26 protein-coding genes and 1 pseudogene are annotated in these 26,166 nt (G+C 64.8%); 10 read left to right on the top strand and 17 right to left on the bottom strand.

The genetic code is table 11. The features are described 5' to 3' along the window. Nucleotides 1-155 precede the first annotated feature (155 nt). Nucleotides 156-482 (top strand): arsenate reductase family protein, encoded by a 327-nt coding sequence (locus tag AC1DZT_RS16450; RefSeq protein ID WP_478007724.1) that lies wholly within the window; start codon nt 156-158, stop codon nt 480-482. Here the strand turns inward: AC1DZT_RS16450 and AC1DZT_RS16445 are convergent. Both AC1DZT_RS16445 and thrS read right to left on the bottom strand, forming a co-directional pair. Next, on the bottom strand, nt 479-685 hold the full coding sequence (locus tag AC1DZT_RS16445) for a cold-shock protein (RefSeq protein ID WP_478000146.1): 207 nt from the start codon (nt 683-685) through the stop codon (nt 479-481). The genes AC1DZT_RS16450 and AC1DZT_RS16445 overlap by 4 nt on opposite strands. A 354-nt stretch (nt 686-1,039) precedes the next feature. Continuing rightward, nucleotides 1,040-2,992, bottom strand: coding sequence for a threonine--tRNA ligase (thrS, locus tag AC1DZT_RS16440; RefSeq protein ID WP_478007723.1), 1,953 nt, complete (start codon nt 2,990-2,992; stop codon nt 1,040-1,042). A gap of 143 nt (nt 2,993-3,135) precedes the next feature. Here thrS and AC1DZT_RS16435 point away from each other — a divergent pair, with 143 nt between their 5' ends. Continuing rightward, nucleotides 3,136-3,879: an alpha/beta hydrolase gene (locus tag AC1DZT_RS16435; protein WP_478007722.1), complete on the top strand. Its 744-nt coding sequence runs from the start codon at nt 3,136-3,138 to the stop codon at nt 3,877-3,879. 548 nt (nt 3,880-4,427) lie between these two features. On the opposite strand, the pseudogene phaZ reads toward AC1DZT_RS16435, so the two are convergent. Continuing rightward, nucleotides 4,428-5,705 (bottom strand): annotated as a pseudogene (phaZ, locus tag AC1DZT_RS16430) (polyhydroxyalkanoate depolymerase); the annotation flags it as partial. Between the two features lie 100 nt (nt 5,706-5,805). Between phaZ and AC1DZT_RS16425 the strand changes: the two are divergent. The 4 genes from AC1DZT_RS16425 (at nt 5,806) to AC1DZT_RS16410 (ending at nt 9,899) form a co-directional block, all read left to right on the top strand. Next, a complete protein-coding gene (locus tag AC1DZT_RS16425; RefSeq protein WP_478007721.1) occupies nt 5,806-7,596 on the top strand; it encodes a PHA/PHB synthase family protein in 1,791 nt (596 codons plus the stop codon). A gap of 171 nt (nt 7,597-7,767) precedes the next feature. Then, nucleotides 7,768-8,226, top strand: coding sequence for a Phasin (locus tag AC1DZT_RS16420; RefSeq protein ID WP_478007720.1), 459 nt, complete (start codon nt 7,768-7,770; stop codon nt 8,224-8,226). A 117-nt stretch (nt 8,227-8,343) separates the two neighbouring features. Further along, on the top strand, nt 8,344-8,895 hold the full coding sequence (gene phaR / locus AC1DZT_RS16415; protein WP_478007719.1) for a polyhydroxyalkanoate synthesis repressor PhaR: 552 nt from the start codon (nt 8,344-8,346) through the stop codon (nt 8,893-8,895). Between the two features lie 44 nt (nt 8,896-8,939). Beyond that, complete coding sequence (locus AC1DZT_RS16410; protein ID WP_478007718.1) at nt 8,940-9,899, top strand: LysR family transcriptional regulator; 960 nt, start codon at nt 8,940-8,942, stop codon at nt 9,897-9,899. A gap of 33 nt (nt 9,900-9,932) precedes the next feature. Here the strand turns inward: AC1DZT_RS16410 and AC1DZT_RS16405 are convergent, their stop codons facing one another. The 8 genes from AC1DZT_RS16405 to AC1DZT_RS16370 all read right to left on the bottom strand — a co-directional run bounded on the left by AC1DZT_RS16405 (nt 9,933) and on the right by AC1DZT_RS16370 (nt 18,329). Beyond that, on the bottom strand, nt 9,933-11,120 hold the full coding sequence (locus AC1DZT_RS16405; RefSeq protein ID WP_478007717.1) for a DegT/DnrJ/EryC1/StrS family aminotransferase: 1,188 nt from the start codon (nt 11,118-11,120) through the stop codon (nt 9,933-9,935). Nucleotides 11,121-11,236: 116 nt separating this feature from the next. Then, a complete protein-coding gene (locus AC1DZT_RS16400) occupies nt 11,237-12,538 on the bottom strand; it encodes an NAD(P)/FAD-dependent oxidoreductase (RefSeq protein ID WP_478007716.1) in 1,302 nt (433 codons plus the stop codon). After that, the gene (locus AC1DZT_RS16395) at nt 12,535-13,890 is read right to left on the bottom strand and encodes a glutamine synthetase family protein (protein WP_478007715.1); all 1,356 of its coding nucleotides are present in this window, start codon (nt 13,888-13,890) and stop codon (nt 12,535-12,537) included. The genes AC1DZT_RS16400 and AC1DZT_RS16395 overlap by 4 nt, the downstream gene beginning before the upstream one ends. A 29-nt stretch (nt 13,891-13,919) precedes the next feature. Further along, a complete protein-coding gene (locus tag AC1DZT_RS16390) occupies nt 13,920-14,600 on the bottom strand; it encodes a type 1 glutamine amidotransferase (RefSeq protein WP_478007714.1) in 681 nt (226 codons plus the stop codon). A 76-nt stretch (nt 14,601-14,676) separates the two neighbouring features. Then, a complete protein-coding gene (locus tag AC1DZT_RS16385) occupies nt 14,677-16,014 on the bottom strand; it encodes a glutamine synthetase family protein (RefSeq protein ID WP_478007713.1) in 1,338 nt (445 codons plus the stop codon). A gap of 260 nt (nt 16,015-16,274) precedes the next feature. Further along, nucleotides 16,275-17,057 carry a phosphate/phosphite/phosphonate ABC transporter substrate-binding protein gene (locus AC1DZT_RS16380; RefSeq protein ID WP_478007712.1) on the bottom strand — a complete coding sequence of 261 codons (783 nt, stop codon included), beginning with the start codon at nt 17,055-17,057 and terminating at the stop codon, nt 16,275-16,277. Then, nucleotides 17,054-17,485 carry a tellurite resistance TerB family protein gene (locus tag AC1DZT_RS16375; protein ID WP_478007711.1) on the bottom strand — a complete coding sequence of 144 codons (432 nt, stop codon included), beginning with the start codon at nt 17,483-17,485 and terminating at the stop codon, nt 17,054-17,056. Before AC1DZT_RS16375 ends, AC1DZT_RS16380 begins: the two co-directional genes overlap by 4 nt. Nucleotides 17,486-17,546: 61 nt before the next feature. Next, nucleotides 17,547-18,329 (bottom strand): 23S rRNA (adenine(2030)-N(6))-methyltransferase RlmJ, encoded by a 783-nt coding sequence (locus tag AC1DZT_RS16370; protein ID WP_478007710.1) that lies wholly within the window; start codon nt 18,327-18,329, stop codon nt 17,547-17,549. Between the two features lie 118 nt (nt 18,330-18,447). Here AC1DZT_RS16370 and AC1DZT_RS16365 point away from each other — a divergent pair, with 118 nt between their 5' ends. Then, nucleotides 18,448-19,110, top strand: a complete 663-nt coding sequence (locus AC1DZT_RS16365; RefSeq protein WP_478007709.1) for a TerC family protein — start codon at nt 18,448-18,450, stop codon at nt 19,108-19,110. 84 nt (nt 19,111-19,194) lie between these two features. Here AC1DZT_RS16365 and AC1DZT_RS16360 read toward each other — a convergent pair whose 3' ends face one another. From AC1DZT_RS16360 to AC1DZT_RS16335, 6 genes are all read right to left on the bottom strand, one after another. Next, nucleotides 19,195-19,677 carry a hypothetical protein gene (locus AC1DZT_RS16360; RefSeq protein ID WP_478007708.1) on the bottom strand — a complete coding sequence of 161 codons (483 nt, stop codon included), beginning with the start codon at nt 19,675-19,677 and terminating at the stop codon, nt 19,195-19,197. A gap of 76 nt (nt 19,678-19,753) precedes the next feature. Beyond that, nucleotides 19,754-20,152 carry a PIN-like domain-containing protein gene (locus tag AC1DZT_RS16355; protein ID WP_478007707.1) on the bottom strand — a complete coding sequence of 133 codons (399 nt, stop codon included), beginning with the start codon at nt 20,150-20,152 and terminating at the stop codon, nt 19,754-19,756. A gap of 4 nt (nt 20,153-20,156) precedes the next feature. After that, complete coding sequence (locus tag AC1DZT_RS16350; RefSeq protein ID WP_478007706.1) at nt 20,157-20,858, bottom strand: hypothetical protein; 702 nt, start codon at nt 20,856-20,858, stop codon at nt 20,157-20,159. A 68-nt stretch (nt 20,859-20,926) separates the two neighbouring features. Continuing rightward, nucleotides 20,927-22,570, bottom strand: coding sequence for a CTP synthase (locus tag AC1DZT_RS16345; RefSeq protein WP_478007705.1), 1,644 nt, complete (start codon nt 22,568-22,570; stop codon nt 20,927-20,929). A gap of 140 nt (nt 22,571-22,710) precedes the next feature. Further along, a complete protein-coding gene (secG, locus tag AC1DZT_RS16340) occupies nt 22,711-23,073 on the bottom strand; it encodes a preprotein translocase subunit SecG (protein ID WP_478007704.1) in 363 nt (120 codons plus the stop codon). Nucleotides 23,074-23,151: 78 nt separating this feature from the next. Next, nucleotides 23,152-23,532: a VOC family protein gene (locus AC1DZT_RS16335; protein WP_478007703.1), complete on the bottom strand. Its 381-nt coding sequence runs from the start codon at nt 23,530-23,532 to the stop codon at nt 23,152-23,154. Nucleotides 23,533-23,629: 97 nt separating this feature from the next. Between AC1DZT_RS16335 and AC1DZT_RS16330 the strand changes: the two genes are divergently transcribed. The 3 genes from AC1DZT_RS16330 (at nt 23,630) to AC1DZT_RS16320 (ending at nt 26,162) form a co-directional block, all read left to right on the top strand. Next, nucleotides 23,630-24,322, top strand: coding sequence for a gamma-glutamylcyclotransferase (locus AC1DZT_RS16330; RefSeq protein ID WP_478007702.1), 693 nt, complete (start codon nt 23,630-23,632; stop codon nt 24,320-24,322). A gap of 83 nt (nt 24,323-24,405) precedes the next feature. Continuing rightward, nucleotides 24,406-24,768: a hypothetical protein gene (locus AC1DZT_RS16325; RefSeq protein ID WP_478007701.1), complete on the top strand. Its 363-nt coding sequence runs from the start codon at nt 24,406-24,408 to the stop codon at nt 24,766-24,768. 101 nt (nt 24,769-24,869) lie between these two features. After that, entirely contained in the window at nt 24,870-26,162 is a 1,293-nt protein-coding gene (locus tag AC1DZT_RS16320; RefSeq protein WP_478007700.1) for an adenylosuccinate synthase, read from the top strand. Nucleotides 26,163-26,166 lie beyond the last annotated feature (4 nt).

Below are 26,166 nucleotides of genomic sequence, written 5' to 3'. Positions count from 1 at the left end.
CCAACGCGCGAGACGGCGAATGGTTGCCTCGATTATCCGCAGGCGCTGCGAAAGGGGGGGAGCATTGGCTTGACAGGGGCGAGCAAAGCGTTACGCCTGCAACCGGTCCACCTGCCGGGCAGGGGCCCTGCCGACCCAAGAAGGAGCCTGAGGCGATGATCGTTTACGGAATTTCGACGTGTGACACGACCAAAAAGGCGTTGAAGGCGCTGGAACGGGCGGGCAAGGATGTGACCTTCCGCGACGTGCGCGCCGCACCTTTGAGCGAGGCCGAGATTGCCGCGATCGTTGAGGAATTTGGCGACAGGGCCGTGAACAAGCAGTCCACGACCTATCGAGGCTTTTCGGCCTTCTTGCGCGAAAGCGAACCCGAGGCGCAGATCGCGGCCCAACCCACCGTGATGAAGCGCCCCATCATTCAGGACGGGGCCACCTGGTTTATCGGCTGGGACGCTGAAACCGAAGCTAAGACAACGGCTTAAAGCAGCCGCAGGTCGCCGGCCGATTGCTTGCCGTCACGGCCTGACTGCAGCTCGAACCCGATCTTCTGGTTCTCGTTCAGCCCTTTCATCCCGGCGCGCTCCACCGCCGAGATATGCACGAAAACGTCCTTGCCGCCGTCATCGGGCGCAATGAAACCATAGCCTTTGGTCGCGTTAAACCACTTCACGGTGCCCGTCGGCATGCCGCTTCTCCCATCTTAACCCTCCCGGGGCGATATTGCGCCGGGCCGTGCGGCCAGATCTTCTCGGTCTTCACGAAGGGAGCCGGGTAGAAAACTGTCGTCACTGGGGGCGATGATGCCAAAGGTGAAATGAAAATCAAGCGTGATCCTTGAAAATAAGGCGTTTTCAGGCGGTTTGATGACGTTTTCGGGGGGGATGGGCGGGGAAATCACGCCGATAGCGCCACCAGTCGGGCCGATCCGGCAGGAATTATGGCGGCAGCGGGGCCGATTCCACCCCCTGTTGCGGCCCCGGCGCGCAAGAAAAAGCCCCGTCCGGGCATGGGCCGGACGGGGCAGACGCGAAAGACGGCCTCAGTTGGCGGGCGGCAGGGCGGCAAAGCCAAGGTCGGACAGCGCCGCATCCAGCGTCATGGTGTCGGTCCGGCTTTCGCCGAGACGACGGACCGAGACGGTGCGCTCCTCCACCTCTTTCATGCCGATGGCGAGAAGGACCGGCACTTTGCCCAGCGAATGTTCGCGGACCTTGTAGTTGATCTTCTCGTTGCGCACGTCGGCCTCTGCCCGCACCCCGGCCTTGCGCAGGGCGCCCACGACCTCATGCACATAAGGATCGGCGTCCGAGACGATCGAGGCCACGACGACCTGACGCGGCGCCAGCCAGAAGGGCAGCTTGCCGGCGTAGTTCTCGATCAGGATGCCGATGAAGCGCTCGAAAGACCCGAGGATCGCGCGGTGCAGCATGTAGGGCCGGTGCTTGGCGCCATCCTCGCCGACATATTCCGCGCCAAGGCGGGTCGGCAGGTTGGGGTCAACCTGGAAGGTGCCGCACTGCCATTCGCGCCCGATCGCATCTGTCAGCTTGAAGTCGAGCTTCGGGCCATAGAAGGCACCGTCGCCGGGGTTGATCTGGTAGGGCAGGCCGAGCTTTTCGATGGCGCCTTTCAGCGCGCCTTCGACCTTGTCCCATGTCTCGTCCGAGCCGATGCGGACATCGGGGCGGGTCGAAAGCTTGATGTCGAACTTCGGGAAGCCGAGGTCTTTGTAAACGCTGGACAAAAGCGCGATGAAAGCCGCGCATTCCGACTCGATCTGGTCTTCGGTGCAGAAGATATGCGCATCGTCTTGCGTGAAGCCACGCACCCGCATCAGGCCGTGCATCGAGCCTGAGGATTCGTAGCGATGGCAGGACCCGAACTCGGCCAGACGCAGCGGCAGGTCGCGATAGGACTTGATGCCTTGGTTGAAGATCTGCACATGGCAGGGGCAGTTCATCGGCTTCAGCGCGTTGATGCGCTTTTCCTTGGCGCCGTCCTCGTCCACTTCGACGATGAACATGTTCTCGCGGTAGGCCTCCCAATGGCCGGACTTCTCCCAGAGGATGCGGTCCACCACCTGCGGCGTGCGAATCTCCTTGTAGCCGGCCGTGCGCAGACGGCCGCGCATGTAATCTTCCAAGCTCCGCCAGATCTGCCAGCCGTTCGGATGCCAGAAGACCATGCCGGGGGCTTCGTCCTGCAGATGGAACAGCTCCATCTCGCGGCCCAGCTTGCGGTGGTCGCGCTTGGCGGCCTCTTCCAGCATGGTCAGATGGGCCTTGAGGTCGTCGCGGTTCTTGAAGGCGAGGCCATAGATGCGCTGCAGCATGGGGCGCGTCGCGTCGCCGAGCCAATAGGCCCCGGCGACATGGGTCAGCTTGAAGGCATCGGCGGGCACCTGGCCCGTGTGCTGCAGATGCGGGCCGCGGCAGAGGTCCTGCCAGTGGCCGTGCCAGTACATCCTGAGGTCTTCGCCCTCCGGGATGCGGTTGATCAGCTCGATCTTGAAGGGCTCGCCGCGCTCCTCATAGTAGGCGATGGCGCGGGCGCGCGGCCAGACTTCGGTACGGACCGGGTCACGGGCGTTGATGATCTGCTTCATCTTGGCCTCGATCTGGCCAAGGTCGTCGGCCGAGAAGGGCTCGGCGCGGTCGAAGTCGTAGAACCAGCCATAGTCGCGGACCGGGCCGATGGTGACCTTCACGTCGGGCCAGATCTCCTGCACAGCGCGGGCCATGATATGGGCGCAGTCGTGGCGGATCAGCTCCAGCGCCTGGGCGTCATCGGCCATGGTGTGGATGGCGATGGCGGCATCCTTCAGGATCGGCCATTGCAGGTCGTAATGGACCCCGTCGACCGAGGCGGAGATCGCCTTCTTGGCCAGACCCGGCGCGATCGAGGCCGCCACTTCGGCAGCCGTCACGCCGGCGGTATAGTCGCGGCGCGCACCATCGGGAAATGTCAGGGAAATCTGTGACGCATGGGGCATCTGGCCCTCTCCTCGTCGTTTTGGCGCCTACGAAGCGCCCGGTTGCGGGTTGGTCCGGGGGTTCTGCCGGGAAGGCGGGCGGTTGTCAATCGCGGCGGGGGGCGTAGGATGGGCAATCTGCCCAACTATCCGGAAAGTGACCGATGACCCAAGCCAGCCGTTTGCAGACCCCCGAGGGCCGCGACCTCGCCTATCACCAAAGCGCAGGGCAGGGGCCGGGGATCGTGTTTCTGGGCGGTTACCGGTCGGACATGGGCGGCACCAAGGCGATGGCTTTGGAGGCATGGGCCCGCGCGCAGGGCCGCGCCTTCCTGCGGTTCGACTATTCCGGTCACGGGGAATCGGGTGGCGATTTCAACGATCTGGGGATTGGCGACTGGTTCGCCGATGCCAGGGCCGCGCTTGCCCTGACCGAGGGGAAGCAGGTTCTGGTCGGCTCGTCGATGGGGGGCTGGATTGCGCTGCTCCTCGCCCGCGCCGTGCCGGAGCGGATCGCGGGTCTGGTCGGCATCGCCGCCGCCCCTGATTTCACCGAGGACAGCGTGCTGCCCAGCCTGACCACGGCGGAACAGGCGCAGATGGCCGTGCGCGGGTTGATCGAGCGGCCCTCGGCCTATTCCGACGAACCCTATGTCTTCACGGCGAAATTGATCGAACAAGGGCGCGCGCATCTGGTGTTGCGCACGCCCCTGGATCTGCCGTTTCCGGTGCGGTTCCTGCAAGGCTCCGCCGATGAGGATGTCCCGCCCGAGGTCGCGATCCGGCTTTTCAACCACGCGCGGGGCGGGGATATAAGGCTGACCCTGATGAAGGGGGCCGACCATCGCTTTTCCTCCCCCGAGGCGCTGCGCCTGATCGAGCGCAGCGTCGCGGAGGTCTCCGCCTAGCCCTTGTTGGCTTGACGGATCGGGGTGACATTGCCCGACGAAGGCGCTGCAGCCGGGGTCGAAGCCGGGGCTGCGGTCGGGGTCGCCGGGGTGGTCTGCGCTGCGACCGGAGCCGGGGCAGGGGCGGCGACCGGGGCAGGTTGCGGCGCAGCGGCCACCGGAGCCGGGGTCACCGCAGCCGGCTTTTCGGCGACGGTCGGCTCCTTGGCCACAGACGGCGCAGGCGTGGCCGGCGCTGGCATGGTGGGGGCGGGCGCGGGCTTGGCCTCGGCAACCACGGGCTTGGGTGCCGGGGCGGCTGCGGGCTTGGCCACTTCAGCCGGTTTGACGGCAGCGGGCTTCACCTCAGCGGCTTTCACCTCCACCGGCTTCGCGGCGACAGTTTTAGGCGCTGCGGCTTTAACCGTCTCGGCCTTCGGCGCTGCGGCTTTCTTGGCGGCGGGCTTTGCTGCGGGCTTGGTGGCGGGAGGGGCCGCAACCGGCGCCTTTTCGGCCACTTTCTCCACCGGCGGTGCCAGCCGTGCCGATTTCACGAAAACCGCGTTGGGCGCGGCATCGGCCGGGGCGTTCAGCTTGGCCGGGGTCGCTGCCTCGGCACCCGAGTGCTTGTCGATGAAGCCCAGAACCAGCGGGCGGATGTTCAGCCGCCAGCTCTTGCCGGCGAAGATGCCGTAATGGCCGGCGCCGGGCTCCAGATGTTCGGCCTTCATCGCCTCGGGCAATCCGGTCAGCATCTTCAGCGCCGCGACGCATTGGCCGGGGGCCGAGATATCGTCCTTCTCGCCCTCCACCGTCATCACGGCCACCCGCTTGATCGCGCCGATGTCCACCTTCTTGCCGGCGACGACGAATTCGTTCTTCGCAATCTCGCGCTTCTTGAAGATGCGGTCGACGGTGGAGAGGTAGAACTCCGCCGTCATGTCCATGACCGAGAGATATTCGTCATAGAAACGGTTGTGCGCGTCCTGATCCGAGGCCTCGCCATGCACCACGCGCATGATCTGTTCGGAGAAGGCCTTGGAGTGACGCTCGGCATTCATCGAGATGAAACCGGCCAGCTGCAGAAGGCCCGGATAGACCAGACGCCCGGCGCCCTTGTATTTGAAGCCGACGCGCTGGATCGCCATTTCCTCCAGCTGCCCCATGGTGACGCGGCGGCCAAAGTCGGTGACATCGGTGGCTGCGGCATCGGGGTCGATCGGGCCGCCGATCAGGATCAGGCTGTGCGGCTGGGCCTTGGGGTCCTCACCGGCGAGATAGGCGGTGGCGGCCAGGGTCAGGGGCGCGGGCTGGCAGACGGCGATCACATGGGTGTCGGGCCCGAGGTGGCGCATGAACTCGACGAGGTAGAGCGTGTAATCCTCGATGTCGAACTTGCCGGCGCTGGCGGGAATGTCGCGCGCATTGTGCCAGTCGGTCACATAGACCTCGGCGTCGGGCAGCAGGCTGGTGACGGTCGAACGCAGCAGCGTCGCATAATGGCCCGACATCGGCGCCACGACCAGAAGCTTGCGCTTCATCGGCTCGCGCCGGCGGACCGCGAAATGGATCAGGTCGCCGAAGGGCTTGGCCACCTCGACCTTCACGTCGACCAGGTGGTCCTGCCCGGTCGGGCCGACGAAGGAGCGGATGCCCCAGTCGGGCTTGACGCTCATCCGGCCAAAGCTGCGCTCGGCCACTTCGCCCCAGGCAGCGGTAAGGCCGATCATCGGGTTCATCGACAAGGCAAAGGCCGGGTAGGAGGCAATCGCCCTTGCGCTGGCGCCCGCCCACTCTGTGGTGTTGCGAATGCTTTCCATCCAGTCGTATGTGGCCATATACTTCATCTGGCGTCCTTATGTGGTTGGCGTCCCGGCCCTATGGTCGCGATGCGGGGAGGGGGCGGAAAATGCTGCACAGCAGCGAGAATAGGGGCGAAAAGGCATCATGACAACTGACGAGATTGACGCACAAGCAAAGTTGGCGCGGTTGACCGAAAATCTTGCCCGGGTCGAGGCGCTTTCGGCCCGTCTGATGCAGGCGATGGCGGCGCGCAAACCGCATGACACCGCGCTCGATGGGCCGCATCAGGACCTCTACATGAAGGCGGCAGCGGCATATCTGGCGGGGATGATGCAGAATCCGGCCAAGATGATGGAGCAGCAGGTCGGATACTGGGGCAAGACGATGAAGAATTACGTCGAGGCCCAGCAGGCCCTCGTCAAGGGCGAGGCCCCGCCCGCGACCGACGCGCCCAAGGACCGCCGCTTTGCCAATCCGGTCTGGGACACCAATCCCGCCTTCCATTATCTGAAGCAACAATACCTCCTCAACGTCGAATCAGTGCAGACCGCGATGTCGGATATGGATGCGCTGGACCCGGATGAACGGAAGCGTGTCGAATTCTTTACCCGTCAAATTGTCGACATGATGGCGCCGACCAATTTTCTGGGTACCAACCCCGATGCGCTGGAAAAGGCGATGGCGACCGATGGCGAAAGCCTGGTGCAGGGGCTGGAGAACCTCGTGCGCGACATCGAGGCGAGCAATGGCAACCTGCAGGTGACCCTCGCCGACCCCGAGGCCTTCACCATCGGGGTGAACATCGCCACCACGCCGGGCGCGGTGGTGTTCCGCAACCACATGTTCGAGCTGATCCAGTACACGCCGGTGACCGAGACGGTCTACAAGACGCCCCTGCTGATCTTCCCGCCCTGGATCAACAAATACTATGTGATGGACATGAAGCCCGCCAACAGCCTGATCCGCTGGGTGGTGGAACAGGGCTTCACGCTTTTCGTCGTCTCCTGGATCAACCCGGATGCGGCCTATGCCGATATCACGATGGACGACTATATCCGCGACGGGTTCCTCACCGCGATGGCCGAGACCCGGCGCGCAACCGGCGAAAAGCAGATCAACTGTGTCGGCTATTGCATCGCCGGCACCACGCTGGGCCTGACCCTCTCGCATCTGGAGCGGGCCGGGGACAAGACGGTGAAGAGTGCCACCTTCTTCACCACGCTGACCGATTTCTCCGATCCGGGCGAGGTGGGGGTCTTTCTGGCCAATGACTTCGTCGACGGGATCGAGCGGCAGTCGAAGAGCGACGGCATCCTGTCGAAAGCCTTCATGGGGCGCACCTTCAGCTTCCTGCGCTCCAACGACCTGATCTTCCAGCCGGCGATCAAGAGCTACATGCTGGGCGAACAGGCGCCGGCCTTCGACCTTCTCTACTGGAACGGCGACGGCACCAATCTGCCGGCCAAGATGGCGGTCGAATATCTGCGCGGCCTCTGCCAGGACGACGGCTTTGCCCAGGGCACCTTCAAGGTCTTCGGCAAGCCGGTCAGCCTGTCCGAGGTCAAGGTGCCGCTGTGCGCCGTGGCCTGCGAGACCGACCACATCGCGCATTGGAAGGGCAGCTTCAACGGCGTCCGCCAGATGGGCAGCAAGGACAAGACCTTCATCCTGTCGCAGTCGGGCCATGTCGCGGGCATCATCAACCCGCCGTCCAAGGGCAAATACGGCCATTACACCAACGCCGCCCCGATGGGCGTGGCCGAGGATTGGTACAAGGGCGCCACCTTCACGCAAGGCAGCTGGTGGCCGCGCTGGCGCGACTGGCTGGCCGAACGCTCCGGCCCGCAGATCGCCGCGCGCGAGCCGGGGGCGGGCCCGCTGCCGGTGCTCTGCCCGGCGCCGGGCACCTATGTTCTGGGGGCAAGCGCCCCCTGAACCCGGGGCCGCACATCGGTGCGGCGCAGCGGGCGTTGACAGGGGCGAATACAAGCTATGCGCGACTGTCACCGCTGCGTCGCAGAATTTTCACTTGAAATGCTGCACTGCAGCATGTATATATCCTCCACAGGAAACGGGATTGGACCCGCTTCATAAGGAGAATATGAAATGACCAAGACCCCCGATTTCACCAAAGTGATGCAAGACATGATGGCGTCCTTCCCGGTTGACGCCTCTGCCTTCCAGAACGCTTTCAAGACCCAAGCCGCTTTCGGTGAAAAGCTGACCAAGGTTGCGCTCGACGCTGCTGAGAAGTCGACCGAAATCTCGTCCAAATGGGCCAAGGACGCGCTGGCCAAGCTGACCGCCGTCTCCAAGGCCAAGACCGAACCGGCCGACTACACCAAAGCCGCCACCGATTTCGCTTCGGCCGCTGCCGAAATGGCGTCCGAGCACCTGGCTGCCTTCGCCGAAGTCGCCAAGAAGGTCCAGCTGGACACCGTCGAACTGCTGCTGGCCGCTGGCAAGGACGCTTCGGTTGAAGCCACCGCCGCTGTCAAGAAAGCCAGCGACGACGTGACCGCCGTGGCCAAGAAAGCCGTGACCGCCGCCACCGCCGCGAAGTGATCGCGACCGACTGTTTGCGATAGCATTTTGGACGGGCGGGCTGCAAAGCCCGCCCTTTCTTTTATTCTGCACCTCGCCTAAGCTTCTCTGCACCGCAATACATTCGGGGGAGCTCCTATGGCCGAGACCGCTAAACCATTGTTGATCAAGCGCTATGCCAGCCGCCGTCTCTACAACACCGAAACCTCGGACTATGTGACCCTCGAAGATATCGCCGGCTTCATCCGCGCGGGCCGCGAAGTGCAGATCATCGACTTGAAATCCGGCGACGACCTGACCCGGCAATATCTGCTGCAAATTGTGGCGGAACACGAATCCAAGGGCGATACGGTCCTGCCGACCAATGTTCTGACCGATCTGGTGCGCTCTTACACCTCCAACATCCAGTCGGTGGTGCCGCAGTTCCTCGCCGCCAGCTTCGAGATGCTGCGCGAGGGCCAGTCCAAGATGGTGGAAAACCTCACCGCCATCCCCAATCCCCTGACCTCGATGCCGGGCTTCGAAGCGATGCGCAAGCAGCAGGAAGCCTTCATGAAGACGATGATGGGCGGTCTGCCCTGGGCCGGCGGCAGCGCGCCCGAGGCCGAATCACCCAGCGAGACGCCCGAGGATCTGGCCGAGATCAAGCGCCAGCTGGCCGAGTTGCAGAAGAAACTGTCCAAGCTCTGACGGTTGGCCGCGGCCCGCCCGAGCCCTTGTGAAGCGGAGAGCCAATGCCCGATCCTCAGGGACGCGTCACCCTTTGGGGGATCGAATGTTTTCTGGCCGTGGCCGAGGAGGGCGCGATTTCTGCCGCCGCCCGGCGGCTGGAAGTCAGCCCCTCCGCCATCAGCCAGCAGATCACCGGGCTTGAGGCCGCGCTTGGCGCCGTCCTGCTGGACCGCTCCGCCCGGCCGATGGGCCTGACCCCCGGCGGTCAGATGTTCCGCCGCCACGCCCAGACCATCCTCAACGCCGAGGCCGAGGCCCGCGCCGACCTCGCCGTGGCGGACCTTTCCGGCCTGACCACCCTGCGCCTTGGCATGATCGAGGATTTCGACGCCGAGGTGACGCCGGCCTTGCTCACCACCCTCGCACGCGATCTGAAAGGCTGCCGCTTTCTGCTGGAGACCGGGCCCAGCCACCGCCTGCTCGACCAGCTGGAGGCCCGGGCGCTGGATGTGGTGGTGGCCGCCGATCAGGGCACCGAGGGCGGCGCAGAAGGCTGGCGCGAGGTGCATCCCCTGATGGCCGAACCCTTCGTCGCCGTCCTGCCGCGGGGCCGCGACCCTGCGGCGGGCGTAGCCGACCTGCCGCTGATCCAGTACACCGCCCGCCACCTGATGGGCCGCCAGATCGCCGCGCATCTGGCGCGGCAGAACCTGCGCCCGGCGCATCGTTTCGAACTCGACAGCTATCACGCGATCCTGGCCATGGTGGCGGGCGGCGAGGGCTGGACGATCCTGACCCCCCTGGCGCTCCACCATGTCGCGCGGTTCAGGGCGGCGGTCACGGTCTCGCCCCTGCCTTTCGCGCCCCTGGAGCGCAGCCTGTCGCTCTCGGCCCGGGCCGGGGTCTTGCGCGATATTCCGGGCCAGGTCGCCGCTCGGCTGCGCGGACTGGTCGATGACAGGGTGATCAAACCGGCGCTGGCCGACTGGCCCTGGATGGCAGGCCACCTGCGCCTGCTTTAGCCGGTAGGATGGGCAATCTGCCCATCTTGCCTGTCAGCCTTTGACGTCCAGCGCGGCGGCGGTCAGGGCGGCGGCGATGAAATCAAGCTCGGCCTCGGTCAGCCGCGTCGGCAGGCGCACGTCGCAGGCGCGCATCAGCATGGCGCGGGTCTGCGGCAGTTCGGGCGCCTCGCCCAGGAACTGCCAGTTCCAGAAGGCGCGGGCATTGTCCTCCGACAGGCCAAAGACCTGCACCGCAACGCCGCGCCGCTTCGCCTCGGTCTGAAAGCGCCGCGCTTCGGCATCGCTCCAATCGCCTTTCAGGTTGAACTGGATCGAATCAGGGGCGCGCAGTTCCGGGGCCAAAGCCTCGGGGACTGCGAGCCAGGCGCTCTCGTTCAGCCGCGCCGCCACCCGGTCATGGCCTGTGCGACCTTTGGCCACACGCAGCGCCACCTCGGGCAACTGGGGCCGGATCACCGCCGCAGACAGGTTCTGCATCCGCATGTTGTAGAGCGGCAGCTTGTTTTGCCAGAGCATGTAGCTGTTCTGCAGGCCCGGATGCTTCTTCCAGTTATGCTCGTAAGCGCCCGACATGATGACGGCGCGGGCCGCCAGCTCCGGGTCGTCGGTGATCAGCATGCCGCCTTCGCCCGCGTTCACCATCTTGTAGGACTGAAAGCTGAAACAGCCGATCTTGCCGATGGTGCCGATCTTGCGGCCATGCCATTCGGTGCCGAGCGAATGCGCCGCATCCTCGACCAGCGGAATCCCCGCCGCATCGCACAGTTCCAGGATCGCATCCATGTCCGAGGTATGGCCGCGCATATGGCTGATCAGCACCGCATCGGCGCCGGGCAGCTTGGCCGCGAAATCCGCCATGTCGACGCGGTAATTCTCCCCCACTTCCACCAGCACCGGAACGCAATCGGCATGGATCACCGCCGAGGGCACGGCGGCGAAGGTGAAGGCCGGGATCAGCACTTTCGCGCCGCGCGGCAGGTCGAGCGCCTTCAGCGACAGGAACAGCGCCGCCGAACACGACGACACCGCCAGCGCATAGCGGGCACCCATCAGCTCGGCGAACTCGGCCTCCAGCAGCGCCACCGGCGCACCCTCGGGGGCGGTGTAGCGGAAGAGATCGCCCGAGATCAGCAGCCGCTCGATCTCGGCCAGGGCGCCGGGCGGGATCGGTTCGGCGTCATAGACATTGGGGGCGAGGGCTTGTCCGTCGGGGGCCATGGTTGCAGCTTTCCTGAAACTCTTCTTCAGGAAAGATTAAACTGTGCCAAGGTGACACGCCAGTGACAAATCTGCGCCATCGGCGAATTCCGCCGATGGAACTGGTCGATCCGGGCTTAAAGACCCAACCTGTCGCGGAGCGCGTACCAGGTCATCGCAAGCACGAGTAGTGGCGCCCGGAGCCTCGCCCCGCCGGGGAAGGCGGTCTGCGGCACCGAGGCCATCAGATCGAAACGCTCGGCCTGACCGGCCACCGTCTCGGCCATGATCTTGCCGGCGAGCGTTGCCATCGCCACCCCATGCCCGGAATAGCCCGAGGCCGACATCACATTCTCGGCCGGGCGGGCAAAGCAGGGCATCCGGTTCATCGTGATCGCCAGCGTGCCGCCCCAAGCATAATCGATCCGCGCATCGGCCAACTGGGGATAGATGCTCAGCATCGGCTTGCGGACGGTGCGCAGGATGTCGGGGAAGCGGTAGCCATAGCTTTCGCCGCCACCAAACAGCAGCCGGTTATCCTCCGACAGGCGCCAGTAGTTCACCACGAATTTGGTATCGGCCACCGCCACCGGACGGGCGAGGATCTCTGCGGCGCGGTCACCCAGGGGTTCGGTCGCGAGGATGAAATTGTTGATCGGCATCACCCGCGCCGCCACCTTCGGCTCCAGCCCGCCGAGATAGCCGTTGCAGGCGAGGATCACCTGAGCCGCACGAACCTGGCCTTGCGCGGTGCGCACCAGGGGCTTGGCCCCCGGCTCCACCGCCAGCACCTCCGAGCGTTCGTAAAGCTGCACCCCGGCGGCGCGGGCCGCCGCGGCGAGGCCAAGGGCATAGTTCAACGGATGCACATGGCCGGCATCGGTGTCCAGCACCCCGCCCTTGAAGGCCTTCGAGCCGATCAGCCCCTCGATCGTCTTGCCCTCGAAGCGTTCGAGGTGGGAATAGCCGTAATGGCCTTCCAGCTTGTCGGCATAGGCCAGCGTGTCGCGTAGCTCGGCCTCGTGCCAGCAGGCGGTGGCGACGCCGGGGTGGAAGGTTACGGGCATCGCATGGGTCCGGATCAGCGATTTGACCAGATCCTTGGCCTCTTCGGCCAGCGCCCAAAGCCTGTGGGCGGTTTCCACCCCCATCTCGGCCTCGAGCCAATCCTGATCCTGGCGCTGGCCGGAGCCGACTTGGCCCCCATTGCGGCCAGAGGCGCCAAAGCCCATCCGGTGCGCCTCGACCAGCACGACGGAATAGCCCTTCTGCGCCAGATGGAGGGCCGCCGACAGGCCGGTATAGCCGCCGCCGACGATGCAGACATCGGCCGTGACCTCGCCCTGCAGGGGGGGCAGGGCTGCGAAAGGCGTCGCCGTCGCAGCATAAAAGGACGGGGGATATTCCCCCGCCTTGTCGTTCACATGCAGCAAGTTCATACGTTCAACAACAGATGCTGACGTTCCCAGGGCGAGATGACCTGAAGGAACTCTTTGTATTCATTGCGTTTGACGGAATCGTAGACCTTGCAGAAGGCCTCGCCCAGAACACCCTTCAAGGCCGCGTCCTCGTCCAAGAGGTCCAGGGCATCGCCCAGGTTGGTCGGGATGTCGTCGCTGTCGATATAGGCGCTGGCCTTGAACTCGGGCCGGGGCTGCTTTTTCTCCATCAGGCCAAGATAGCCGCAGGCAAGCGTGGCCGCGATGCCGAGATAGGGGTTGCAATCCATCCCCGGCAGGCGGTTTTCGACCCGCCGCGCGGCGGCGCTGCTGATCGGGATCCGCAGGCCCGTGGTGCGATTGTCGCGGCCCCATTCCAGGTTGATCGGCGCAGCAAAGTCCGGAACATAGCGGCGGTAGCTGTTGACGTAGGGCGCCAGAACCGCAATCGCCCCGGTCAAGTGGTTCTGCATGCCGGCGATGAAGTGGAAGAAGGCCTCGGTCTCCTCGCCCTTCTTTTCGGAAAAGATGTTCTTGCCGCTCTTGCTGTCCACGACTGAGGTGTGGATATGCATGGCCGATCCCGGCTCGCCCGCGATGGGCTTGGCCATGAAGGTGGCAAAGCAGTCGTGGCGCAGCGCCGCCTCTCGGATCAGGCGTTTGAAGAAGAAAACGTCATCGGCCAGGCGGACCGGATCGCCATGTTCGAGGTTCAGCTCGATCTGGCCGGCGCCGCCCTCTTGCAGGATGCCGTCGATTTCCAGCCCCTGGGCTTCGGCATAGTCGTAGATGTCGTCGATCACCTTGCCATATTCGTCGATGGCCGACAGCGAATAGGCCTGCTTGCCCGCCGCCTTGCGGCCAGAACGCCCCATCGGCGCCTCGACCGGCATGTTGGGGTCGATGTTGCGGGCGGTCAGGAAGAACTCCATCTCGGGCGCCACGACAGGGGTCCAGCCCTGGTCGTTGTAAAGCTTCACGATCCGTTTCAGCACATTGCGGGGCGAGAAGGGGATCGGGTTGCCGTCCTGGTCCATCGCGTCATGGATGACTTGCAGGGTCACATCCGCCGTCCAGGGGGCGGCGGTCGCGGTGGAGAAGTCGGGGACCATATACATGTCCGGCTCGGTGAAAGCATCGAAAGGGTTGTCGGCCCATTCGCCGGTGATGGTCTGAAGGAAGATAGAATTCGGCAGGAAGTAATTGGTCTGCTTGGCGAATTTCGCGGCGGGCATGGCCTTGCCCCGCGCCACACCGGCAATGTCGCCGATCACGCATTCCACTTCATCAACACGGCGGCTGCCAATATATTCTTTTGCTGCCTCAGGCAGTTGGTCGGTCCATTTGGACATGGGTCACACTTGTTGTGGCGGCGCAGGCTTCAGGCCCGCGCCATGGTGAAAAACTCTGCGATCTGGTCGGCCATGGTCTTGTCGTTCAGGGGCAGGGTCAGCCGCCCCGTCGCCTCGGCCATCAGATCGTCGGGCACGAGGCCCTTGCCGCGGGTCTTGATCAGGCCGTCGATGAACTCCGGCTGGAATTCGGGATGGGCCTGCACGGTGAAGGCGCGGTCGCTGTAAAGGAGGGCGGCATTCTCGCAGAAGTCGTTGCTGGCCACGACTTCGGCCCCCTCCGGCACCACGGTCACCTGATCGCGGTGCCAGGCGTTCAGCCGCAGCTTCTGCCCGCCGAAGTCATAGTCGGTCGCCCCCACGGCCCAGCCCCCGGCATAGCGTTCGACCTTGCCGCCCATGGCTTGCGCGACGATCTGGTGGCCGAAACAAATGCCGACGATCGGCACATGCGCCCAATAGGCGTCGCGGATGAACTGCTCCAAGGGCGGAATCCAGGGGTGATCCTCGTAAGCGCCGTGGCGCGAGCCGGTGATCAGCCAGCCCTCGCAGTCCAGCACCGAGGCGGGAAATTCCCCCTCCACCACGCGAAAGGTTTCGAAGGTGAAGCCGTGGCCCGCCAGAAGCCGGGCAAACATGTCGGGGTAATCGCCCATCTCTGCCGAGAGGACTTCGGGCGCGAGGCCGGTTTGCAGGATGCCGATTTTCATGATGGGTCCGGTTGCTGATAGTCCAGCCTAGCGCAGCGCCCCCCCTGATGGTCAAGGGGGGCGTGCCGTGATTTGATCAAACAGTGTCGAGGTAAAGCTCGACCTTCTCGGAATCCGACAGCTCGTCGAGGTAGTGGAGTTCCTGCCGCTTGGTCGAGATCAGGTTCTTGATCAGCTCAGGATGGATGAAGCGCGAGACGATCGAGCTTTGCTCCAGCGCCTCGATCGCGGTTTCCCAGGTCTCGGCGATCTGTTCCAGACCTTCGACGGCATAGGCATTGCCGACGATCGGGCTTGGCGGTTCCATCTCGTTTTCGATCCCGTCGAGTGCCGCGCCAAGGATGGCGGCGAGCATCAGGTAAGGGTTCACGTCGCCCCCCGCCACGCGGTGTTCGATCCGCCGCGCGCCGGGGTTGCCGGCGGGAATGCGGATCGCGGCGGTGCGGTTCTCGTAGCCCCAGCAGACGGCGGTGGGGGCGTGTTTGCCCGGCACCAGACGTTCATAGCTGTTCTGGTGCGGCGCGAAGATCAGGGTGGAATCGCGCATCGCATTGAGGCACCCGGCCACCGCCTGTTTCAGCATCGCCGTGCCCTTGGGCCCGCCGCTGTCGAAGACATTGCGCCCGGACTCATCCAGCAGGCTGAAATGGGTGTGCAGGCCCGAGCCGGAATATTCCGGGTAAGGCTTGGCCATGAAGCTGGCCGCAAAGCCGTGACGGCGGGCGAGGCCCTTGACCAGCAGCTTGAAAAGCCAGGCATCGTCTGCGGCGCGCAGCGCGTCGTCGCAATGCATCAGGTTGACTTCGAACTGCCCGAGGCCGGTTTCCGAGGTGGAGGTATCGGCCGGAATGTCCATCGCCTCGCAGGCGTCGTAGAGGTCGGTGAAGAAAGTGTCGAAGACGTCCAGCGCGCGGATCGACAGCGTCTCTGCCGCCTTGCGCCGCTTGCCCGAACGGGGCGAGGGCGGCACCTGAAGCGATTTGCCCGAGTCGTCGATCAGGAAGAACTCCAGCTCCATCGCGCAGACCGGGGTCAGCCCGCGCGCCTTGAAGCGGTTGACCACGGCCGACAGCGCATGGCGCGGGTCGCCTTCGTAGGGCGTGCCGTTTTCGCGGAACATCCAGATCGGCAGCAGGGCCGTCGGCGCCTCGAGCCAGGGCATCGGCATGAAGCCACGCTCGGTCGGTTTCAGGACGCCGTCCTGGTCGCCCTGTTCGAAGACCAGGGGGGAATCGTCGATATCCTCGCCCCAGATGTCGAGGTTCAGAACCGAGAAGGGGAAGCGCGTCCCGTCCTTCACGATCTTGTCCGCGAAACGTGCGGGAACCCGTTTGCCCCGCGCTTGCCCGTTGAGGTCCGCCGCTGCCACGCGGATTGTCCGGACGTCCGGGTGTTTTCTAAGCCAGTCCTTCATCATGTCACATCGGAAGGGCAGACCACCGCCCACACTTGGCCGCCCCGGTCGGGGGAGGCCCAGCGGGCGGGTCGGATCATGCCCTTGATCCATCCCTTTTTGTTGATCCCGGCAGAGGTCGACATGACCTCCGCGCAATTTGATCAAATCTGAGGATAGGCGGCGCGGACGATTCCGGCAAGGGAAATCGGCAACTGCTGCGGGAGCGGGGGGCCAGCCCCCCGCTCCCCCCGGGATATTTTCATCTGGATGAAGGAAATTCAGGCAGTCTGCGGAGCAACGTAGCCAAGGTCTTCCGGGGTCGGCGGCGTCGGCACGGCGAGGTAGGATTCCGGTTCGATGCGGACCAGACCGCGCAGGCGCAGGGTGTCGCGGTCTGCGGGGGACAGGGCGGCAATCGCCTCGGCGATGACCTTGAAGAGGAGGTCGGCGTCCTGTCCGGGGCCTGCGATATAGGGCAGGCCGGGGGTCGGTTCGGTCAGGCCGACGGTCTTGAGGTCGGCGGCAAAGGCCTCCCATTCGGCGATCATGCTCCAGGTCACGGCGTCGATGGCGGCGATCTCGGCCAGGCCCTCGGCCACGGCGCGGGCGCTGGCGAGGTGGCCGCCGGTCCGCAGATGCGGGATCAGGCGCATGTCATGGGCGATCGCGTGGTTCTGCGGCGCGGCCCAGCCCGATTGCGACAGATCCTCGTTGAAGGCGAGGGCGGCGCCGTGGAAATCGGGCAGGGTGCTGCGCGGGTCACTCTTGCGGGCGACGAAGACCGAGCGGTAATGGCCGGGGGCAGCGCCCGCGACCTCGTAATCCGGGGTGCCGATCAGGGTGACCTTGCCGTGGAGTTTCGCGCGGTAGGGAAAGCCGCAGGTCTGCGACAGGAGGAGATCGGGAGACTCCCACGCCTCCCAATAGGCGCCGGCGCCGCGGGTCAGCGTATCGGGCGCGTCGATGCCCGCAGCGCGCAGCCCGTCGCGGATCAGCGCCCAGAGCCGGTCATTGGCCGGTTGGCATTCGGCGCGGTCGTACATTCCAAGCGAGGCGATCATTTCTGTTGGGCTTTCTGTCGGGCGAGGGCGGATTCAACATCGGTCAGGCCCAGAAGGCTCGTGACCAGCCGCAGGAGGCGGTCCTCCTCGGCATCGCGCTGGCCATCGGCGAGGGCGACCGACCAGAGCGCCTCGACCAGGCCGGTGCGGGCCTCCAGCGGGACGGCCTCTTTCAGGGCGCGGGTGAAGCGGACGGTGTCGGGGGCCAGCGTCTCCACCGTCTCGGCCTCGCGCCGCAGGGCGAGGGCGGCCTCGGGCGGCAGGGCATAGCGGCTGGCGAGGATGCGGTCGATCCGGGCCAGTTCGGGACCCGACGCAAAGCCATCGGCCCGCGCCACGCGCACGAGGAGCGCAGCCAGGGCCAGCTGCTCGTCCGGCGCAGGCAGGCGGGAGGGGGCGGGGCCGAAGAGGCGGTCAAGAAAGCTCATCCGGCAAACATAGGCGGCAAGCCGCGCGCTGCCAATGGTTCAGGGCCGCATCGGACCCCGATCAGCGGCGGTGTGCCTCAAAAATCGCGTGAAGACGGGCGGCTTCCTCGGCCATGCCATAGGGCGGGTTGACCACGAACATGCCAGAGCCCGCCATCCGGTGCCCCTCGCGCATCGGGGGGAAGCGGACCTCGGAGACCAGGCCCTCGGGAAAGTCGCGGGTCAGGGCGGCGAGCATGGGCACATGGGGAATGTCCAGCAGGATCGGGTACCAGAGCGCGATGATCCCGACATTCCAGCGCTTGGCCACCTTGGCGATCAGCTTCGGGATCGCCTCGTAATCGGCCTTCACCTCATAGGAGGGGTCGATCAGCATCAGGCCGCGGCGCGGCGTCGGCGGGGTCAGGGTCAGCGCCGCCTCGAGCCCGTCGATCTGGCGGATATGGGCGCCGTAGGGGGAGAGGTTGCCCTCCAGCGCGCGAAACTCCTGCGGGTGCAGCTCGCAGAGGTGCATCACGTCGCCGGGCCGCAGCGAAAGGGCCGCGACGAGGGGCGAGCCGGGGTAGAAGCTCGGGCCATGGGCGGCCCGCACCTCGGCCAGGCGGCGGCGGTAGGGGTGACTTTCGGGCAGCCAGGTCTCGGCCCGCGCGATGCCGCCCTCGGCTTCGCCGGTCTTGGCGGATTCCGGCGCCGTCAGGTCATAAAGCCCGCGCCCGGCATGGGTCTCGATATAGGACAGCGGCTTGTCCTTCTGCGTCAGATAATCCAGCGCCCAGGCCAGCAGGGCGTGTTTCTGGACATCGGCGAGGTTGCCGGCGTGATAGGCGTGTTGATAGGACAGCATGGCCCCGGCCTAGCCCAACGGCGCGGCTGCGTCCAGCCGGGTTATTGACCCAAGGTTTCGGGTTGAAAGCTTGCAGGCGCCGCCTTACCTACACAGGGCCGTTACCGAGGAGAACCCGATGGACATGATCACGCCCGAAGCTTTGACGGCATTACTCGGGGTGATCGGCATCGATCTTGTCCTGGCGGGCGACAATGCCATCGTGATCGGCATGGCCGCCGCCGGCCTGCCGAAAGAGCAGCGGACCAAGGCCATCATCATCGGCGTCCTCGCCGCCACGGTCCTGCGCATCGTCTTCGCCCTCGCCGCGACCCGGCTTCTGGCGATCACCGGCCTGTCGCTGGCCGGCGGCATCCTGCTCCTCTGGGTCTGCTGGAAGATGTGGCGAGAACTGCGGCAGGGCCATGCCGCCGATGATGCGGCCGAAGCCCTCGCCGATAGCGACCTCAATGCCGATGGGGCGGTGGCCAAGGATGCCCCGCGCAAGAGCTTTGGGCAGGCGGCCTGGCAGATCGTGGTGGCCGATGTCTCGATGAGCCTCGACAACGTGCTGGCCGTGGCCGGGGCCGCGCGCGAGCATCCGGGGGTTCTGGTCTTCGGCCTTGCCCTTTCGGTGGCGCTGATGGGGCTGGCCGCCTCCTTCATCGCGGGGCTGTTGAACAAGCACCGCTGGATCGCCTTCGTCGGCCTCGCCATCATCCTTTATGTGGCGCTGCACATGATCTATGAGGGGATGCATGAGGTCATGCCGGTGGTCGCCGAAAGCGTGACAGGCGGTTGATTGCACGCGTGCAATCTGTGCCAACCCTTTGATATTGCAGGATAAGGCCCGGGGCCGTTAACCTTTCGTCAATCCCGCACCCGCTCAGGGCTTGCGCAGGCAGCCCTGGCCGTCGACGACCTCCAGCCCCTTGGGCCGATAGTCGCGCAGGGCCACCTGGGCCGCGAGCGTGATCAGGCAATCCATCTCATCCTCGCGGTCGGGATTGGGGGTTTCCAGCACGGCGCGGACCCCGAACTGCGGCTTGCCATCGTCGGGAAAATTGTAGCTTTCGGGCGAGAGGCCGACCGTGGCCGTGACCTTGTAGATCCAGACCTTCTGCGCCCCGGCCCCGACCCAGCGCCCGGTATCGCCGCCCGTCTCGATATTGGCCACGAGATCAGCCCCGGGCCCGGCCTTGGCCTGCATCCCCGAGGCCTTCAGGACCTTGGCCAGGGGCGGCACCAGATAGTGGCCATAGCCGCTTTCATATTGGCTGGAAGACAGCTGGATGATGTAACTCTTCCCCGCCAGCGGGTCAGCCGCAGCAGGCGAGGCGAGAAGGGCGAGGAGGATCAGGGCGCGCATGGGGGGAGTGTAGCATAATGAGGAAGGAGCGAATAGGCGGGACTGTCGTGTGTGACATGACCTAGTCGTTTTGTTGTTAAAGAGACTCGAACTTTGAGCCTTTGTTTATTGGCAAAAGGTAGAGGCCGTTCTTGTTGTTCGCGCGCTGTACAACAATTTTATCCCACTGCCACAGGATGATGGCTGCCTGCTCATTTATCCGAAGCTTTTGCACCGCGGGCGCCAAATAGAATGCCAAGACGCCAGAACGCAGAATGGCCGCGCGCTCCGGTGGGCGTCTCGCATTCGCAACGTCCTTAGAAATAACGACCCAATCGCCGTCGCTCCCAAGTTCGGCGAAATATACTGCATCTGGGACATCTACAGGAAATCGTTCCCGCAGTGGCAATGCCTGATGTCCTTCCGGCTTGATTAAAATATCCAGTGCTCGCGCAATTACAGGCGGCATATTGTGATCAAAAAGTACCTTTACCATATAGCTAAACGCTTTCTTCGGCCGTCTTTTCCTTATCGAATATTTTATCTAAAGATCGCTCGAACTCGATGGCTTCTCGCACCGAACTCACAGGAATTTCATAGATGGCCGCCAGATATTTGATATCCTGAAACGAGTTGTATTCTTGGAAAATTGTACTCGTCTCGATGCCGAATTTTTCGAGAATTGGCGAGCCGAAGTTTCGCTTCGGGTCGATGACGACGTGGCGAGCCACCGAAGGGCGCCAGCGTGCACTTTTTCCATCTTCATATTCCAGATCGTTCAGAGATTGCTGGACGATGCTGGAAAAGACCTTCTGACCGGGGCGCTTCTTGGAAAGGCTCATGAGATTGCCGTCCTTCTCCAAGGCCTCCATCAAAATTTCATCGCCATCAGTCTTGAATTTCATCGTCGAAAGAGGGTGCCGGACCCCGAATTTTGCTTCAGCAAGCTCGATAGCAAATCGGATGGCCTGGAGAGATACCCCAATTCGGCGGAATGCACCCACCACCCGCAGTTCGATCAGATCAGAAAAGCTCAGTTCTGTCGTGTCATCCAAAAACTGGTAGTGCGCATCCCACAACGAAGTGGTTGTGCCACTCCCCCGTGTCCATCGCAAAACGTCCTGCGGCGTCGTTCCAACCAGACGTGCAGCCTGCCTCGGCGTGTAGATGCCGCTGCCAAGGATGTCAAAATCTAAGGGCAAAGCACCAACTCCCTGTTGGGACTATCAAACAGGAATTTGGCCGTCCACGCTAGCTTTTTTCTATCCCCCTAAACCAACCGCTCCTGCTCCTTCGCCGCCCGGACGAAATCCGCAAACAGCGGGTGCGGGGCGAAGGGCTTCGACTTCAGCTCCGGGTGGAACTGCACCCCAATAAACCAGGGGTGGTCCTTGACCTCGACGATCTCGGGCAGTTTGCCGTCCGGGCTCATGCCGGAGAAGATCAGGCCCTTGTCCTCCAGCTGGGTGCGGTATTGCAGGTCCACCTCGTAGCGGTGCCGGTGGCGTTCCTCGATATTGACCGCGTTATAGACGGCGGAGACGTGGCTGCCGGGCTTGAGGTTGGCGGTATAGGCGCCAAGCCGCATCGTGCCGCCCTTGGCGTCCGAGGCCTTGCGGGTCACCATGTGGTTGCCCTGCACCCATTCCTTCAGGTGATAGACGACGGGGGTGAAGCGCTTGCCGCCGACCTCGTGGTCGAACTCCTCCGATCCGGCATCATTGACGCCGACGAGGTGGCGCGAGGCCTCGATCACCGCCATCTGCATGCCAAGGCAGATGCCGAGGTAGGGCACCTTCTTCTCGCGGGCGAACTGGGCAGCCTTGATCATGCCTTCGGTGCCGCGCTCGCCAAAGCCGCCGGGGACGAGGATGGCGTGGAAGTCTTCCAGATAGGCGGCGGGGTCTTCGCGTTCGAAGATCTCCGAATCCACCCACTCGGCCTTGACCTTGGTGCGGTTGGCCATGCCGCCATGGGTCAGCGCCTCGGCGATCGACTTGTAGGCGTCTTCGAGCTGGGTGTATTTGCCGACGACGGCAACGCGGACCTCGCCCTCGGCATGGGTCAGGCGGTCCATCACGTCTTCCCAGCGCGACAGGTTGGGCTTGGGCGCGGGGGAGATGCCGAAGGCGTCGAGCACGGCCTGGTCCAGACCGGCGCGGTGATAGGCGAGGGGGGCCTCGTAGATCGTCTTCAGGTCATAGGCCGGGATCACATGCTCTTTGCGGACGTTGCAGAAGAGGGCGATCTTTTCCAGCTCGCGGTCGGGGATCGGGTGTTCGGAGCGGCAGACCAGGACATCGGGAGCGAGGCCGATCGACTGGAGTTCCTTGACCGAGTGCTGGGTGGGTTTGGTTTTGAGCTCTCCCGAGGCCGAGAGATAGGGCAGCAGGGTCAGGTGCATCAGGATCGACTGGCCGCGCGGGCGTTCGTGGATGAACTGGCGGATCGATTCAAAGAAGGGCAGGCCCTCGATATCGCCGACGGTGCCGCCGATCTCGCACAGCATAAAATCGACCTCGTCCTGGCCGATGCGCAGGAAGTCCTTGATTTCGTTGGTGACGTGCGGAATGACCTGGATGGTCTTGCCGAGGTAATCGCCGCGGCGTTCCTTCTCCAGCACGTTGGAATAGATCCGGCCGGAGGAGATGCTGTCGGTCTGGCGGGCCGAAACCCCGGTGAAGCGTTCGTAATGGCCGAGGTCGAGGTCGGTCTCGGCGCCGTCATCGGTGACGAAGACCTCGCCATGTTCGAAGGGGCTCATCGTGCCGGGGTCGACGTTGAGATAGGGGTCAAGCTTGCGCAGGCGGACCGTGTAGCCGCGGGCTTGCAACAGGGCACCCAGCGCGGCCGAGGCGAGGCCCTTGCCGAGGGAGGACACAACGCCACCGGTGATGAAGATATAGCGTGCCATTGAGGCCCCCGTGTTAAACGCGATTCGGTATGGCGGAATCGCAGCACCACGGGAGTTGATGCATAGGGCAATTTCGCCCAATGCGCAACCGGACCGCTAGATGCTGTCGAACCTTACGTCAGGTCGTCAAAGGATAGTGGTCAGTTTTCGGCTTTCGGCGGGGTCGCTGGCGCATCCGTGGTGACGGGCGGCAGGGCGGTCAGGGGGGCGGTCGTGCTGGGCGCCGGCGCTGCCGGTTCGGGCAGCGTGCCGCCGATCTGGTCGATCACCGAGGAAGAGGCGCTGTCACGCGCGGCAAGCACGGTCAGCGTGATCGAGGTGGCGATGAAGAGGCCGGCGAAAACCCAGGTCACCTTGGCCAGCGCCGTGGCCGCCGAGCGGCCCGAGACGACGCCACCGGTCGAGCCCATGCCCAAGCCGCCGCCTTCCGACCTTTGCAGAAGCACCACCCCGATGAGGAGCAGAGCCAGAATGAGGTGGATGGCGAGGATGACGTTTTCCATGCGGACAGGCCTTTCGGGGTGACGCGCCTATCTAGGCGGATGCGGGCAGGCCTGCAAGCCCTTCGGCGCCCTCTAGACCTATTCAGCGCGGGTGCAGACGGCAGAAAGCTTGTTGCCGTCGGGATCGCGCACATAGCAGGAGTAGAAATTCTCGGCATAGCGCAATCCGGGCGCGCCTTCGTCGCTGCCGCCACTGGCGAGGGCTGTGGCATGAAAGGCCCTCACCTCGGCACGGGTCGCGGCGGTCAGCGCCAGCATCGTGCCATTGCCGCGCGTCGCGGGCAGGCCGTCGAAGGGGGCGGTGATGTAGAGACCGGGCTCGGCATCGCCGGGGCGGCCATAGCAGGCCTCGGCCCCCTCGGGCGCAAGGTCGATCAGGCCGAGCGTCGCCAGCGTCGGGTCGTAGAAACGGCGGGCGCGGGCCAGGTCATTGGTGCCGAAGGTGACGTAGTAAAGCATCTCTTGCCTCTTGGCTGGGGCGGGCTGCACGAAAACTCACCCTGACTGTGCGCCGGTGGAGGTTTGAAGCACAAGGGCCCGGTGTTAGCTATGGGCCATGGAACAGAAACCTTCGCATCCTTGCCGCAAACTGACGCCCGATCTGGTGGCGCGCCTGCCGGAGTGCATCCCCGATCCCGGCCCGATGGCGCAGGAACGCCAGGCGAGCGCCTTCTGCGCCGAGGCCGAGGCGCGGCGCATCCTGGACGAATTGCCTGAGGATGGCCGGCTTTGGGTCTTTGCCTTCGGCTCGATCCTGTGGAAGCGCCGCTTCACCGTGGGCGAGGAGCGCCCGGCCGAGGTCGAAGGCTGGCAGCGCAAGTTCTGCCTTGGCCCCGACACCCGCTATCGCGGCAATCCCGAGGCGCCGGGCATCATGCTGTCGCTCGACCTCGGCGGGCATTGCGGTGGCAAGGTGCTGGAAATGGTGGAAGAGGGGCGCGAGGCGGCGCTGATCAACCTTCTGGAAAACGAGCCGCCGCTGCCGACCGTCTGGCTGAACGCGCAGACGCCGCAGGGCCCGGTCCGCGCGATTGCCTTCGTGATGGAGCGCGACTTTCGCGGCTATCTTGGCGATCTGGGCGAGGAGGAGGTGGCCGACCGGCTCGCCTCGGCCGTGGGGATGTGGGGCTCGATGGCGGCCTATCTGATGAACACGGTGCGGCATCTGGAAGAGATGGGCATCGAGGACAGCTATCTCAGCCGGATGGAGCGGCTGGTGGCCGAAAGGCTGGCGGCGCGGGCAGGCTAGGCCCGCGTTGCTTTTGTCCCGCGTTTCCGTAAGGTTTCAAGGGCCGTGCCAGGGGGGGCGGCCTTTTTGATGCGGAGAGAGTGATGGCAACGGCTTCCTTGGCGCGGGTGCGCTTTGCCGGCGTGATTCTGGGGCTGCTGGGTCTGGCGCTTCTGGCGGGGGGCTATGCCTTCGTCTGCATGGCCCTGCATTGGACCATGCCGAACTGGGTTCCGGCGGCGCATCGCGTGGTGCCGCAGGGCCCGGCGCTGGAGGTGGCGGCGCTGCGCGACACGCCCCTGGGGCTTGCGGCGGGCTTTCTGGTGGTCTTCGGTGCGCTGGCCTGCCTCAACGGGCTTTACATGATGACGCAGGGCCGGCGGTCCTGGCTATTGGCCGTGCCGATGGTGGTGATGTTCGCGGTGGCCGTGGTGGTGGCGGTGCTGCTGCCGACCCCGCCCGGCTGAGCCTGCGGGCCGAGACAGGGTGCCACAGGTGCAGTTTCCTGTTTCGCCGCCCGTCCCCTGCGTCTATACGGTGCGCGGTTTACCTGCCGAAAGGGTCCGAGATGGCAAATGTGGTGGTTGTCGGCGCACAATGGGGCGACGAGGGCAAAGGCAAGATCGTGGACTGGCTGTCCGAACGCGCCGATGTGATCGCGCGCTTTCAGGGTGGCCATAACGCGGGCCATACTCTGGTCATCGACGGCAAGGTCTACAAGCTGAGCCTTCTGCCCTCGGGCATCGTGCGCGGCGGCAAGCTGAGCGTCATCGGCAATGGCGTGGTGGTCGATCCCTGGCACCTGGTGACCGAGATTGCCAAGCTGCGCGAGCAGGGGGTGGAGATCGGGCCGGAGAACCTGATGCTGGCGGAAAACGCCAGCCTGATCCTGCCGATCCATGGCGAGCTGGACCGGGCCCGCGAAGGCCAGACCGGGGTCGCCAAGATCGGCACCACCGGCCGCGGCATCGGCCCGGCCTATGAGGACAAGGTGGGCCGCCGCGCGATCCGCGTCGCCGACCTTGGCGATGAGGCGACTTTGGTGGCCCGTGTTGACCGTCTGATCGGCCACCATGACGCGCTGCGCCGCGGTCTCGGCGTCGATCCGGTCGACCGCGATGCCCTGCTCGCGGCCTTGCACGCCATCGCGCCGCAGGTCCTGCCCTATGCGCAGCCGGTCTGGAAGGTGATGAACGACGCCCGCCGCGCCGGCAAGCGCATCCTCTTCGAAGGCGCGCAGGGGGCTTTGCTCGACATCGACTTCGGCACCTATCCTTTCGTCACCTCCTCCAACGTCATCGCGGGGCAGGCGGCCACCGGCGTCGGTCTGGGGCCGACGGCGATCGATTTCGTGCTTGGCATCGTCAAGGCCTATACGACCCGCGTCGGCGAGGGCCCTTTCCCGGCCGAGCTGAAGGATGCCGATGGCGAGCGTCTGGGCGAGCGGGGCCATGAGTTCGGCACCGTCACCGGGCGCAAGCGGCGCTGCGGCTGGTTCGATGCGGTGCTGGTGCGCCAGACCTGTGCGACCTCGGGCGTGTCGGGGATCGCGCTGACCAAGCTTGACGTGCTGGACGGGTTCAAGACGCTGAAAATCTGCGTCGGCTATGAACTTGACGGCAAGCGGCTGGATTATCTGCCGACCGCCGCCAATGCCCAGGCGCGCTGCCAGCCTATCTATGAAGAGATGGAAGGCTGGAGCGAGAACACCGCCGGCGCCCGGTCCTGGGCGCAGCTGCCGGGGGCTGCGATCAAATATGTCCGCCGCATCGAAGAGCTGATCCAGTGCCCGGTGGCGCTGCTCTCGACCAGCCCCGAGCGTGACGACACGATCCTCGTCACCGATCCCTTCGCGGATTGAGGGC

Source organism: Rhodobacter sp. P1_C2 (assembly GCF_056406375.1).
The sequence above is the reverse complement of the archived record's forward strand: the minus strand, read 5'-3'. Positions and strand labels throughout refer to the sequence as shown.